Source organism: Candidatus Berkiella cookevillensis (assembly GCF_001431315.2).
GTDB classification, from domain to species: domain Bacteria; phylum Pseudomonadota; class Gammaproteobacteria; order Berkiellales; family Berkiellaceae; genus Berkiella_A; species Berkiella_A cookevillensis.
In genome coordinates this window covers 1,726,062-1,740,484 of sequence record NZ_LKHV02000001.1, presented here as the reverse complement: position 1 = coordinate 1,740,484, position 14,423 = coordinate 1,726,062, and the positions used below count along the sequence as shown (strand labels likewise).

The window sequence follows — 14,423 nt, the reverse complement described above, 5'->3', positions numbered from 1 at the left end:
ATGGCCAAGCAGCTTGAGCATGTACTTTATGTTTATATGAATGGCATTCAAGTAGGGGTATTACAGCAGTTACCAAATGATTTAAGCTTTGTGTATCAAGATGATTGGCTGCATAATAAAAATGCAAGGCCTATTAGTTTATCTATGCCTTTAAGGGAAGAAACTTATATAGGTGATGTAGTTTATAACTATTTTGATAATTTATTACCAGACAGTGTTTTGATTCGAAAACGGATTCAAGCAAGATTCCAAATTAAAACAAATGAATGTTTTGATGTTCTTTCTTACATTGGCTCTGATTGTGTGGGTGCATTACAGTTTTTAAAAGAGCAAAAAGATTTTAATCAATTGAAGATTAAAGCAAAAAAAATTGACAATGTAGCCATAGCAGATTTATTAAAAAATTATCAATCAGCACCACTTGGAATGGGCGCTCTTTCTAATTTTCGGATTTCAATCGCTGGCGCGCAAGAAAAAACAGCACTCTTGTGGTACCAAGATCAATGGTATGTTCCTGAAGAAAATACACCGACGAGTCACATTATTAAGCTGCCAATAGGTATGATAAAGCATTCAAATATTGATTTGAGTGATAGTGTAGAAAATGAATGGTTGTGTTTGAAAATATTGTCGGCATATGATCTTCCTGTCAATGAAGCATCTATTGAGTATTTTGAAAAAACAAAAGCGCTTGTGGTAGAAAGATTTGATAGAGTTTGGGATAAAGATAAAAAATGGTTGTTGCGTTTGCCTCAAGAAGATTTTTGTCAAGTATTAGGAATGCCCTCTAGCCTAAAATATGAATCAGATGGTGGACCAGGTATTATCCAAATTATGAAAATATTAGAGGGTTCAAAAGCTGTAAAAACTGATCGATATCAGTTTATGAAAACAGTTTTTCTTTTTTGGATATTAGGTGCAATTGATGGACATGCTAAGAACTTTAGTATTCTAATAGAAGCGGGTGGGCGATATAAACTTACTCCTATTTATGATGTTATCTCTGCTTATCCTTTGGCAATAAAACGTCAATTAGAGTGGAAAGAATTAAAAATGGCAATGTCATTGAAAAGCAAAAATACGCATTACCATTGGCATAATATGACATTGGAGCATTGGCTTACAATGGCGGATAAATGTCAATTCCCCAAAGAAGAGATGTACAATATTATTAATGAAGTATGCGACAAGATGGAATTTGTGATAAAGACAGTATCTGAGCTTTTGCCAGCTATGTTTCCTTTCGATATATCTCAAGCCATTTTTGATGGAATGAGAAAGTGCAAAAGCAAAATCAAGCATTAGTTTTCAATTGCGTCTTAATGGTCAATTGAACCTTTACTAGGCTTGCAGACAGCCCCTCCCAAAATTGGTAGAAGGGTTATGATTCGCTGTACTCATCAAATAAATTTCCGAAACAAATGAGCGTAGCGAATGATTTTTCCCTCTACCAATTTTGGGAGAGGGAGACCTGAAAGGGCGGGTGAGGGTTAAAGAGCAGAAATCTTATTAAAGTTTTCTGTTAATTTTGCAAGATTTGTCTCAGCACTTGTTAAGCGCTCTTTGTCCTTTTCGATAATTTCTTTAGGTGCATTATCGACATAGGATGGATTGCTTAATTTTTTACTAAAGAGATCGATATCTTTTTGCAATTTACCCATTTCTTTAGTGAGCCGCTCAATTTCCTTGGTTTTGTCAATTAAACCTTTTAGAGGGATATGCAGCGTCATATCGCCAATCAAGCTGCTTGCTGCAACAGGTGCTTCTTCTGTTGGAGGTAGTTGTGATAGCTCTGATAATTTCGCTAAAGATTTTAAAACCGTTTGATAATTATTCACATTTTCAATATCAAAGCTAGAGCCACCTGTTGTTACAACAGGGATGGTTTGGCTTGGACTTAAATTCATTTCTGAACGAATGGTTCTGATATTGATGATGAAGGCTTTGAGCCATTCAACGGTTCTTTCAGCTTGTGCATTATGAAGGTGCTTATTATATTCTGGATAAGCTTGCGTCATAATGCTTTCCTTTGACTCTGTAGTTGGCATCTGATTTAAAATCACGTGAGTACGTTGCCAAATTTCTTCTGTGATAAAAGGAATAATAGGGTGAAAAACACGTAATAATTCATCTAAGATAGATATCAGTGTATAACGAGCGCCCATTTTTAAGGACTCATTATCTGATTGCATTAAAACAGGTTTTGTAAATTCTAAATACCAGTCACAGTATTGATTCCAGGTGAAATCATATAAACACTGAACCAGTAAATCGAACCGATACTCTTCAAAATGCTGTGCAACCATGCGCTTGGTTTGTTGCCAAGAAGATTGTATCCATTGATCATAAATAGAGTAGGTGCGATCCGCTTCCGTTTTACCCAAGGGATGCTCTTCTACATTCATAAGAACGTATCGTGCAGCATTCCATAATTTATTACAGAAATTACGGTAACCTGATACGCGATTTAAATCAAAACGAATGTGTCTGCCTGTTGTTGCGATAGCACAGAAAGTCAGACGAAGTGCATCGGTACCAAAGCTTGGAATTCCTTCGGGGAATTCTTTTTTTGTATTTTTTTCGATTTGAGTCTTCATCTGTGGCTGCATAAGACCTGCAGTACGTTTCTTTAATAGCGTTTCAAGATCAACCCCATCAATCAAATCAATCGGATCGATAATATTACCTTTTGATTTAGACATTTTTTGTCCATGTGAATCTTGAATGAGACCATGTACAAAGACGGTATTAAAGGGAATTTTGTCGGTAAATTTTAGTCCCATCATCACCATACGTGCTACCCAAAAGAAAATGATATCAAAGCCAGTGACTAAGACATTTGTTGGATAGAAAGTTTCTAATTCCTTTGTTTCTTGTGGCCAACCTAAAGTTGAAAAAGGCCATAAAGCAGAAGAAAACCACGTATCTAATACATCATTATCTTGTCTTAATTTTGTATTCAGGCTGATATTATATTTGAGTTTCACTTCTTCTTCGGTGCGCCCGACATAGAGCTTGCCTTCCTCATCGTACCAAGCAGGGATACGATGCCCCCACCAAAGCTGTCTGCTGATACACCAATCTTGAATGTTATTCATCCACTCAAAATAAGTATTTTTCCAATTGTCTGGTACGAATTTTATTTTTCCTGTTTTTACAACTTGAATGGCTTGTTCGACAATGGGGGCGACTTTCACAAACCATTGATCTGTTAAATAAGGTTCAACAATTTCGCCAGATCGATCGCCTCTTGGAATTTTGAGTTTATAAGGCTCTATTTTTTCAATGAGGTTAAGACGTTCTAAATCTTCAACAATTTTCTTTCGTGCAGCAAATCTCTCAAGTCCTTGATATTGATGGGGCGCATTTTGATTAATGACCGCACTGTCGTTAAAAATATTGATCATGGCTAAGCCATGTCGTTTACCCATTTCATGATCGTTAAAATCATGAGCTGGTGTAATTTTCACGCAACCTGTTCCAAAATCAGGTAATACACTGCTGTCTGCAATCACATCAATGAGACGATCACACAAGGGTAATTGAAGTTTCTGTCCTATTAAATGCTGGTAACGAGGATCGTCAGGGTGAACAGCGACAGCGACGTCGCCTAGTAATGTTTCAGGTCGAGTTGTTGCAACCACTATATGAGTGGATTGACCGGCAATAGGGTAGCGAATATGCCATAAAAATCCATCTTCTTCTTCTGAAATAACTTCTAGATCTGAAACGGCAGTGTGGAGTTTAGGATCCCAGTTTACGAGCCTTTTGCCTTTGTAAATTAATCCTTCATCAAACAGGCGAACAAAAACTTCTTTTACTGCCTCAGAGCGCTCATCATCCATCGTGAAACATTCTCTGCTCCAATCAATAGAAGCACCGAGTCTTCGCATTTGCTGGGTAATGGTATTGCCCGATTGTTCTTTCCATTCCCAAATTTTTTCAATGAACTTCTCTCGTCCTAAATCGTGTTTAGAAACGCCTTGGGCTTGTAATTGTCGTTCAACCACCATCTGCGTTGCGATACCTGCATGATCGGTTCCTCCTTGCCACAGCGTTGAAAAACCACGCATGCGGTGATAGCGAATAAGTGCGTCCATAATAGAATCTTGGAATGCATGCCCCATGTGTAAACTACCTGTTACGTTGGGTGGAGGCAGCATAATGCAATACGCTTTTTTGGATTGACTGGGCTGAGGTTTAAAGTAACCAGATTTTTCCCAATGTTGATACCATTTTGTTTCTAGAGAATGTGGTTGATATGTTTTATCCATTATAATACTTAATTATTCGCTACGATTTAAAAGAAATTGAACAAGTAGGGGAACAGGTCTGCCAGAGGCGCCTTTTTTATCACCTGACCATTGGCAGGCGACACCAGCAATATCAAGGTGTGCCCAATGGTATTTTTTTGTAAATTTGGACAAGAAGCAGCCAGCGACAATAGTGCCTGCGGCTGGGGCAGACATATTACCCACATTTGCCATATCTGCAAAATTTGATTTTAGAACATCGTGATAGCTGTCCCATAGGGGTAATTGCCAGGTTCTGTCAAATGCTATTTGGCTTGCATTTAATAACTCATTGGCGAGAGGATTATGATTACTCATTAATCCACTTGCTTCATAACCAAGGGCAACAACGCAGGCGCCTGTTAAGGTTGCAATGTCAATGACTGCATCCGGCTCAAAGCGTTCTGCATAGGTAAGCGCATCGGCAAGAATGAGTCTGCCTTCTGCATCGGTGTTGAGAATTTCAATGGTTTTGCCAGACATACTGGTTACAATGTCGTCTGGGCGAGTAGCTGTAGAGCCCGGCATATTTTCACAAGCCGGTACAATTCCAACAATATTAAGCGGTAATTTTAATAAAGCAGCTGCTTTTAAAACGCCTAACACAGTTGCACCGCCACACATGTCAAACTTCATTCCAATCATGCCAGCAGGTGGTTTGAGGGAATTTCCACCTGTGTCGAAGGTAATGCCTTTACCAACTAATACAATTGGTTTTTTCTTTTTATCACTACCTTTGTATTCGAGTTGAATCAGTTTTGCTTTGCTTTGACTGCCTGCTGTTACAGAGAGCAGGGCGCCCATGCCTAATTCTCTCATATGTTCTTCTTCGAGAATTTTGCATGTCATGGCAGAAAATGATTTTGCAAGTACTTGTGCTTGTTTTGCCAGATATTCAGGTGTGCAAATGTTGGCTGGCATATTGCCCAAATCTTTTGTTAAGGACATACCAGCAGAAATAGCGATACCCTTTTCGAGTGCTATTTCACCTTGGGTGAGTTCGCCACGATTGTTGGCCATTAATATGAGTTTTCTTAAAGGGCGTCTATCTGTTTCTTTTTGGCTTTTTAATTGATCGAAACGGTATAGTGTTTGTTCACTGCTGATCACTGCTTCTTGAACTTTCCATGCGAGGTTTCGGCCTTTAATGGGGAGTTCCGTTAAATAAGAGGCTGCTTCCATTGCGCCAATGTCATTCAGGCATTCCGTTGCTTTTCTGATAATTTTTCGGTACTGGATTTCATCAATCTCGCGTTCTTTACCGCAGCCAATGAGTAGTATACGGTCAGACAGTAAGCCTGGAACATTATGCAAAATGAGACTTTGATTGAATTTTCCTTCAATATCGCCGCGACGGACAATGGCGCTGATATATCCATTGCTGGCTGCATCAAGTAATTCAGCCGATCTACTCATTTTTCTGGAGTCATAGATCCCAACGACAATGCAGGCATGCCGTTGTTTTTCTGGTTGTCCGCTTTTAATTTGATATTCCATCTTTGCTCACCAATTGTATAATTCGTTCGAAATGTCTGTTCAATAGCTTCACTGCTAAATTTTAGCGTGTGCTTATAGTCATGCAAGAGAGTATATTTTACATACTCAGATGCTTGGTGCCTACCTTAAATTTTATGACAGCTATGATTTACTTTTTACTATTGAAGATGACTGTTGTATTTTAGGCGTAACGACTCACCCCATATAATGGAATGTCTCTTTTTGAACCATTTTTTATTCAAACTGATCTCAAAAATAAATGTTTCTCTTTGTTTATGGGGACAGTAGTTATTTTTAGCTTAAGAATTTAACATGAGTCAGTAATCTTTTAAATGACTTAAATAATGCGATCCAATGATTTTAAGAAGATATCTTTGTAAAGAACTCATACAGAACTTTTTAGCAACAACTTTAGTTCTCTTGCTCATTGTTATGAGCAATAAATTGGTCAGTTTGATAGCAAAAGCAGCGATGGGAGAATTTGCTGCCAACGCACTCTTTCAAATGATGTGGCTACAGCTGCCTGAACTGTTGGCTATTATATTGCCGATAGCATTTTTTCTTGCCGTCTTGCTTTGCTTTGGCAAATTATTTGTAGATTTAGAAATTCCTGTCATGCTTGCTTGCGGTGTTAGTTGGCGCTTCTTAACAATGACCGTGGTATATCTGTCTATACCGATTGCATTGATTTCTGCCACTTTATCGTTATATGTAAGTCCACTCTGCTATCAATATAGGGATTTGCTTTTGCAAGAAGAAGGGCCAATGCTCTTATTGAAAACAGTTGTACCTGGGCGATTTCATGCTTTTATGCATGATAGATGGATTTTTTATGTTGCCGATGTGAATAGTGATCGCTCTGAATTAAAAGATATTTTTATTGCTGAACAGCCTGCGCTTGCACTTGAAAATAAAGATTGGAGTGTGTTAACGGCTCGTAGCGGTAAGGCTTTATTAGATAGTGAATCAGGTAATACCTACGTGCATTTGTTTCAAGGCAAGCGCTATCAAGGTAGGCCAGGTGAAAATGATTATAGTGTGATTGCTTTTGAAAGCTACCAAAGATTAATTGAAGAAACAATCCCGCAACGAGGATTGTATTATCACCGTAGTATGCCTACGACGATGTTATTTTCCAATCCGATGCCTAGTAACCTTGCTGAATTGCAATGGCGTCTTTCTATTCCTATTACTACTTTTGTTTTAGGCTTGCTTGCTGTGCCCTTAAGTCGTGTAACACCGAGAAAAGGGCGCTTTTCTAAGCTCTTTGTTGGTATCTTATCTGCCATTATTTATTTTAACCTCTTGACGATGGCAAAACGTTGGGTAGAAGCCAAAGTATTGCCCGTAAGCGTGGGGGTATGGTCTGTGCATATTTTATTTATTATTTTCGCTTTTATTTTACTGTTACAGGTATCGGGCCGGCTCCAAAACATGATGAAACATCTTAAAATTCGCCCTAAAATGCGTCAGGCATAAACAATGAAAATCATTACGCGGTATGTCTGGAAAACCTTATTGGGAACTATTCTGCTTTCTATGTTTCTTGTTTTTGGCATAGAGCTTATCTTTTCTTTTGTCAGCGAAGTTCGTTACCTTGGTAAAGGTGACTACACCTTTTGGCATATGATTATGTTTAATCTATTGTCAATGCCACAAACCATCTATCAAATGTTTCCTATGGCTTCATTGGTAGGTACTTTGATGGGCTTGGGAGTTTTGGCAAGCCACAGCGAGCTTATTGTGATTCGTGCTGCTGGTATCAGCATCAATCAGATTATGAGCATGGTTATTAAATTATCTTTTATCTTGGCTGTTTTTGCTTGGTGTTTGGGGGAATGGGTTGCGCCGACCACAGATAAAATAGCGCAAAATCAAAAAGCCATTGTTTTAAGCGGTGGTCAAACCTTAAAAACAGAACATGGTGTTTGGTTAAGGGATAATAATAAATTTATTAATATTCGCTCTGTCGATGTGGGAGGGCATTTAGAAGGGATAATTTGTTATGAATTTGATAAGGATTTTGCCCTGCAAAAAGCCAGTAAAGCATCTTATGCTGATTATATTGCGGACCATTGGGTTTTATATGACGTTAAAGTAACTACTTTTTTTGAGGATAGATTACAGACTCAACATTATCCACAAATTGATTGGCATAGCACAATCGATCCTAATATTTTACGCATATTAGGTACAAAATATTTAGATGAACTTTCATTGGTTGGTTTATGGCAAACTTTGCAATATCGTAAACAAAATGAATTAGATTATCGACCTTATCAGCTTGCACTATGGCAAAAAATAGTACAACCTTTTGCCATTATGGTGATGATGTTCTTAGCAATTCCTTTTGTATTTGGGCCATTACGTTCATCTACACAAGGGCTAAAACTGGTGATTGGTATGGTTGTTGGTTTTTTATTTCATACAGTAAACGATCTTTTTGGGCCACTTACTTTGGTTTATCAGCTCCATCCTATTATCGGCGCTTGTTTGCCTACTTTGATTTTCTTCGGATTGGGATGTTACGCTTTGAAGCGCTGGCAGCATAGTTGATAACTGTTTTTATATGTAGTTTTTTCTCTTTAAAGTTTAGTATATACGCTGCCGATATCTTCTATCAGGTTAACTGTAGTCTGTTACAGCGAAGATATGCACAATCTTAAAGTAGAACGCTTCAGAAATATCATAAATTTATCTGAAAACTATTTTTCTCAATCTGAAAACGAAAAAGAGATGTCTTCTCATCTATGGTTGGCAGAAACCGATCTAGAAAAAGTTCTCAAATTATTGGATGAAAAATCAGGATTACCCAAAGGTAATAGCATTCTTTTAGAGCTGGATTCAACCACATCAAAAGATATCATTCAATCCGTGAAATATTATTTCAGAAATTTAGTTTTTTTTGATAATGGTAATCTTTTATTACAAAATTTTATTGATGGGATAAGGCAAAATAAGACAAAAGATCTTAAACAAAAAAGCATGCATTATCAAGCTTGCATGCAGACGCTTATCACAGAATTGATAAAGAGGGATGATAAGTTAAGAGCCTATTGCCTGCATGAAATATTGCATCTTATTTATAAATCACTTACACCAGAAGAACGTGATGCTTATGAGGTTGCGCCTATTGTTACAAGTACAATTGCACCCATGTTCCAAGAGGCTTTTGGCTATAAAGAAAATCATGAACTCATTGTGCCCATGTTTGAAGCCTTTGCCTTTATTGTAAGGGATGCTGCATATAGAAATACCTTTCATCTTATGTATCCTGATGTAGATCCTTCTTTAGAATTACTGACCTTAGTAACATCAGAAGAAAGGAATGAAGTAAATGCACCTATTGACCCAACCACTGAACAATCTGCAATGAGGAAAATTATGGAAAACCCAGAACAAGAACAAGCTAAAAAAGAAGAAAAAATCTCTGAGCCTGCAAAAGCAGAAGTAGCAAGTAAATTGGATATGTGTATGCAATCCATTATGAAAAAATTACAGGGGATTTGGAGCGCACTTAAGCCAAAATTAATACAAGGTTGGAATTATGCTTACCCTAAAACGAAAGCCTTTGTGTTATGGCTTTTGCCAAAAATAAAAGAATTTTTAGTGAAATGCTGGAAATTATTATGCAGCGGTCTTAAAGAAACCTATAAAATGATAGTGAAAAAGAAAGAGAGTGGTAGCTAAAACGAAAATCTTAACTTTGCATCAGAGTGGGATATGATTAACTATGCTTTTAAAAGTAACCAAAACTCAAACCTAACATTATTTGGATTTTTTCAATTTGCCCAAGTGATTGTTCAAGTGTTAAAAAAAGATAATTTATAACAACAAGCATCTCAAGTTTTTAATTAAAATTTATACTAAAAAATACTCAGTGTAATTGCAAGCTTCTTGCTCTGAGTTCGTTGCCGTTAATTTCCTCGTATTGCCTCATAGCAAAACCTAACCCAAGGGGTCGTTCGTTGCCTCATAACTAAAGTAACCGAGAACATTTAATTCAAAGACTTTTATTTTGTTAAAAGCAGATAAAAAACAAACAGTAAGCTCGAGGCCGTTGCTGAATAGATATGCAATATTCATCTTTCTTCTCCTTAGAGTCGTTGCCTCACATTTGAACTAACTTTTATGTGCTTAAATATTTCAACCAATTTTGTTTCTATTATTTTCTTAAGTGTAAACGGATTAAGGGTTGCATGAATAGCCTGTAGTTTTTCTTTTGTGGTATCTGCAACAGAATCTGACTCTAATACCCGCTCATAAGGCGTTTTTGCAGGTTCATATTGTTTCTTGTATTTAGCGCCAATACGCTCTTTGCTTTTTAGCTTCATCGATGGCATGAAGTGATTTTGAAGCAGGCTCCATTCGTTTCGGTATAAATCATTCATCAAAACAACCGTTTTCTTTTTGTCTAGCCTGTCATACCCAAATAGGTTTCGCACATGCGTCCAATTTTTCTGTTCTACATGAGCATTATCATTCTTTTTATAGGGGCGTGAACGTGTAAACTGAACAGGCTTTTCTCTTTTAGTAAAATAATCATGTAATGCATGATTAATAAACTCACCGCCGTTATCACAATCAAACCCTAAAACCTCAAAGGGTAAAACCTTTTCTATATCACTGATACGTTCATAAACAAGGCCACCTTCTTTATTCCACATGGCTCGATTTTCTGTCCAACCTGTAAAAATATCTGTAACGGTTAGACTCCAAGCAAAACGACCAGCAACACTATCGCCACAGTGCGCAACAGTGTCTGCTTCCACATAACCTGGCCGTGTTATATCCCAATGACTAAATTGTATTTGTATATGAGATGCCAGGTTTGGTTGCACAGCGTCCTTTAAGTTTGTTTGTCGCTCGTATAGGCTTTAGTAAGCGATCGATAGTAGCAGGGCTAATTGATAATAGCCGGTGCCTTATTTCAGGTGCTAGAGAGCCATAGGTTGACTCATAGCTTGGCAGCCAGAGTTTAATGATGGGTTTTAGCCTTTTGCCACAGGGTTGGTCGGCGGTAAACCAAATCTGCTTTAATGGCTCTAAGAGGGCGGGTTTATCATACACTGGTTTTAATCCCGCTCTCTTTTTTTCCTTAACTGGTTTCTTCTTTAGTAGCTGAATCGCATATTTTCTATTGTATCCACATACAGCACAAAACTCATTGAGTATTGCACTCTTTTTTGACCTATCAGCATTCACGTATCGCAACAAAATCGCTTGAAGATAGCTCTTTTTTTCTTGATACCCCATATGTGTAACCTCCCGTTCCCTGGTTACTTTTAATATGAGGCAACGAAGCCTACTTTGCGTTCATAGAGTTAGATTTAATTTGAGGCAATTCGTCCTTTATTCATTTCTTTTATTAATTGAACTTTCTCCTTAAATCTAATTCTTAAAGTAAAGGTCTTGTAGAGTAAGGTGTAGTTATGCCGTTTCAAAATTTTAGAGATGCAATTACTGCTTTAGATGAATTAATTGCAAATATAAGAAAAAACAGCCCCTCTGCCTCAACAGAACAGATTCAGTACACCATTCAAAATTGGAGCCAGATGCATTTTACTGCCTCAGAGGCAGATGCAAAAATCTTAGGGAGAGTTAAGACTGTATTACACCAAGATAAAATTGCAGCCGGACAAGGAATGTTGGGTTTCTCAAACGAGAATGCAAGTTTTCTAAAAGAAAAATCTGGCTCCGATCATGGTATTTTCTTCAAATCTTTTGCAGAGCAAAAGAAAACCCCAGCGCAAGAAGCTGCTGAACGCAGAGCAAAAGAGCGAGAGCAATTAGAATCAGAAAGACAGGCATTACAACTTGAGCAACAATCCATACAAGAGATGTTAGCACGCCTAAAAGAGATAGGCTCTGAAATATCTAGTGCAATCCCAGCAGGTATGACGCACATACCTTTTTCTCAATTAAAAAGCACATTAGATCCAACAATTAAAGAGCATGAAGATGTGCTTAAGTTGGTGCGTGAATTTGAATCTTTAAAAAGTAATTTAGACGATTATGAGAAAAAAAATAATAACAGTCAAATTCGTCAATTCGAAGCAAATATACGTAATAGATTAGGTGATAGCGCGCAGATGTCAATGACAATTGATTTTATAAGACAGAATATGTCACTTCTTATGGTGGCGAGACAAGTAGTGCAGCGTATAGAGCCTTCATCTCCAATACAATCTCCAGTACAAGAGAATACAGCGATCTTTGAGCAAGCTATTGCTAATGCTAAAACTGCAGAGCAGCTAGCAAATGCTATTCGTAGCTTTCAGGGGAGTATAATTAACTCTCAAGGTAATAAGATAGATAAAAATATATTAGCTTTTAACGTTATTGCTATATTATCCGATAAAGAAGTGGTTGCACAAATTCATGCTCGTGGTGGTTTACCACTAGAACACGTTCGTGGCTATGGTTTGACAGGCGCACATGGTATTTATGGAAAATTTATGCAACTTGTCACGCAAAAGCATGAAGAAAATTTGCGTGCTGACGCTGACTTTCGGCAAAGAATAGGAACAGCAAATAATCTTAAAGAATTGATTGAAATTATACGTGCACATCCTGGTGAGCTGTCTGCTCAAAATGGCCAACCTTTAAATAAAGCAACCATGATTCATAGACTTGAAGTTATAGCGAATCAGCCTGCTGTTTTAAAATCAGTTGTTGATGATATCTATCAGTGGGGAGGATCTGAACTGACAGGTAATTATGGTCTAAGAAATAAAATTCAAGAATGTGCACAAAAAGAATACATGGCAGCTAAAGCGAGAGAAGAAGCACAATCTAATCCAAGCGTAAAAGCTGATGAGTTGATTAAAAAGGTAAAGAGTGAAATAAATTATACTCATATGATATGGGGTATCGGTCGCGAAGATAGAAGAGAAGAATTTATAACATCATTGTTAGAGAAATTGGATGGTTTGGTTAAAAATAAAGACATGTCATCTGAGCAAAAATTACAAAATTTAAATGTTTTGTTGCAAGAGGCAATAAATATACAAGAACCTGGGGCACATAATTTCAAGAGAATTGTTAAAGATGTTTTTGAAAAAGCAAAGAAGACTCCAGAATTTTCTCCTCATGCTCAGCCACAACAGAAAAAACCAGATAATGTGCAACCCCAAAACAATTCTTCACCTGTTGCTCCTGAGCCTAAAATGCAACAATCAAAATCAGCGCCTCAACAAAATTATCCTGAAACCAAAGGTTTGCTTTCAATTAAAAAGAAAGATTGGGAAAAGGCAAAGCAGTATTTTGCGGAAAATCCTAATGCTGTTAAGTTTGCAAGAAAAGGAAATAAAATTTCAAATTCATTCATACAAGTAGAGGGAGAAATTTTTGCTGTAAAATCTGGAAAGTGTTTAGGTGAAGGCGCTTTTGGTAAAGTGAAAATTTTGCAGAATGAAGAAAAAGTAAATTTTGCAGTGAAAATTGAGGGGCGAGGCAAACGTGGTAATGATGATGCTGAATTAAAGGCAATGAAATTAATTGGTCAGTTAAAAGGTGAGGCTACACGTAGTTATGGCAAGACATTTAAAGGTGAATATGCCCCTGACAAACTTTATACGGTAATGCAATTACATCAAGGGAAGGAGTTGTGGGATCAATTATACATAGAGGTGGCTCGAGATGAATATGCAGAAAAAAATATAAGTGAAGAGAAAAAATTATTGTTTGCTGTTAAAGCTGCTGAGGCAATTAAGCATTTACATGAACATAGAATTATTCATGCAGATATTAAACCACAAAATTTCATGGCAAATGCAAAAGGCAATCTTATAACAGTAGGGGCTATTGATTTTGGTTTTGCCATGATTTTACCACCTGGACAAGATAAAATAATTGGGGATAGTGCAAAAGGAACACCTGGTTATGCTGCACCAGAAGTGTATCATCATGAATATTCTTTCGCATCTGATATTTATGCCTTGGGTGTTATGTATCAAGAAGATTTTGGTATAAAGATTCCCGATATATTAAGCTATGACCCTGCTCTGCGTCCTAATATGGAGCAGCTACTTGATCAGTTGTACAAAAAATTAGAAGCTGCATCTCATCTTAGTAACACTACTAAAGATCTTCTAGAGCAAAGAAAGGTTGATAAGATTCCAGATTTACTTTCCATGAATAAGGAAAACATTGAGGATCTTTATAAATTTCATAGTAGAAGCCATTCTTCTAGTTCTGTTGGAAGATGGATGTCCAATTTGCATAAAGATGCAGGTAAAGCTGTGTTTGGCAAAGAAAAAATTCGACAAGAGCAAATACAGTTGTTGAGCGACTGCATAGCACATGTAAATAAAGATCCCAGTATGGAGCAGGATAAAAAAGCTGAAAAAATTTATTCTATTTTGATAAAAATAGAAAGTGAAATTGGTCGAGAACACAATAGTCGTGAATCAGGTATGGATAAAATGATTAAAGCACAAAAGCAAAATTTAGAAACGGTGTACCCTGCTTTAAAAGATCCGCAGAAAGCAGAAGCTATTCAGAAGGTGGGAGTGGATATACTGAAAGAAGTGCGTCCTGCTGAAGAGGTAAAAGAGAACGGCAAGCAGCGCTTCAGATAGATAAAATCCAGGACAGTCATATTAAGTTGCTGCTCATTAGTTCGCCATTAAT

General features: G+C 37.2%; 10 protein-coding genes. 5 read left to right on the top strand and 5 right to left on the bottom strand.

Annotation, left to right across the window (positions count from 1 at the left end; genetic code table 11):
• On the top strand, nt 1-1,305 hold the full coding sequence (locus tag CC99x_RS07500) for a type II toxin-antitoxin system HipA family toxin (RefSeq protein WP_057625446.1): 1,305 nt from the start codon (nt 1-3) through the stop codon (nt 1,303-1,305).
• A 185-nt stretch (nt 1,306-1,490) separates the two neighbouring features.
• On the opposite strand, the gene CC99x_RS07495 is transcribed toward CC99x_RS07500, so the two are convergent.
• Both CC99x_RS07495 and CC99x_RS07490 read right to left on the bottom strand, forming a co-directional pair.
• Nucleotides 1,491-4,274, bottom strand: a complete 2,784-nt coding sequence (locus tag CC99x_RS07495; RefSeq protein WP_057625445.1) for a valine--tRNA ligase — start codon at nt 4,272-4,274, stop codon at nt 1,491-1,493.
• A gap of 12 nt (nt 4,275-4,286) precedes the next feature.
• A complete protein-coding gene (locus CC99x_RS07490; RefSeq protein WP_057625444.1) occupies nt 4,287-5,789 on the bottom strand; it encodes a leucyl aminopeptidase in 1,503 nt (500 codons plus the stop codon).
• 354 nt (nt 5,790-6,143) lie between these two features.
• Between CC99x_RS07490 and lptF the strand changes: the two genes are divergently transcribed.
• The 3 genes from lptF (at nt 6,144) to CC99x_RS07475 (ending at nt 9,479) form a co-directional block, all read left to right on the top strand.
• A complete protein-coding gene (gene lptF, locus CC99x_RS07485) occupies nt 6,144-7,268 on the top strand; it encodes an LPS export ABC transporter permease LptF (protein ID WP_057625443.1) in 1,125 nt (374 codons plus the stop codon).
• A 3-nt stretch (nt 7,269-7,271) separates the two neighbouring features.
• Nucleotides 7,272-8,345 carry an LPS export ABC transporter permease LptG gene (gene lptG, locus CC99x_RS07480; protein WP_057625442.1) on the top strand — a complete coding sequence of 358 codons (1,074 nt, stop codon included), beginning with the start codon at nt 7,272-7,274 and terminating at the stop codon, nt 8,343-8,345.
• Nucleotides 8,346-8,441: 96 nt separating this feature from the next.
• The gene (locus CC99x_RS07475; RefSeq protein WP_057625441.1) at nt 8,442-9,479 is read left to right on the top strand and encodes a hypothetical protein; all 1,038 of its coding nucleotides are present in this window, start codon (nt 8,442-8,444) and stop codon (nt 9,477-9,479) included.
• A 258-nt stretch (nt 9,480-9,737) separates the two neighbouring features.
• On the opposite strand, the gene CC99x_RS07470 is transcribed toward CC99x_RS07475, so the two are convergent.
• From CC99x_RS07470 to CC99x_RS07460, 3 genes are read right to left on the bottom strand one after another with little or no spacing between them, the layout of a single operon-like run.
• On the bottom strand, nt 9,738-9,875 hold the full coding sequence (locus CC99x_RS07470; protein WP_259596574.1) for a hypothetical protein: 138 nt from the start codon (nt 9,873-9,875) through the stop codon (nt 9,738-9,740).
• Between the two features lie 11 nt (nt 9,876-9,886).
• Nucleotides 9,887-10,630: a transposase family protein gene (locus CC99x_RS07465; RefSeq protein WP_259596588.1), complete on the bottom strand. Its 744-nt coding sequence runs from the start codon at nt 10,628-10,630 to the stop codon at nt 9,887-9,889.
• On the bottom strand, nt 10,590-11,045 hold the full coding sequence (locus CC99x_RS07460) for a hypothetical protein (protein WP_057625658.1): 456 nt from the start codon (nt 11,043-11,045) through the stop codon (nt 10,590-10,592). The genes CC99x_RS07465 and CC99x_RS07460 overlap by 41 nt, the downstream gene beginning before the upstream one ends.
• A gap of 176 nt (nt 11,046-11,221) precedes the next feature.
• Between CC99x_RS07460 and CC99x_RS07455 the strand changes: the two genes are divergently transcribed.
• Nucleotides 11,222-14,371 (top strand): protein kinase domain-containing protein, encoded by a 3,150-nt coding sequence (locus CC99x_RS07455; RefSeq protein ID WP_057624830.1) that lies wholly within the window; start codon nt 11,222-11,224, stop codon nt 14,369-14,371.
• Nucleotides 14,372-14,423 lie beyond the last annotated feature (52 nt).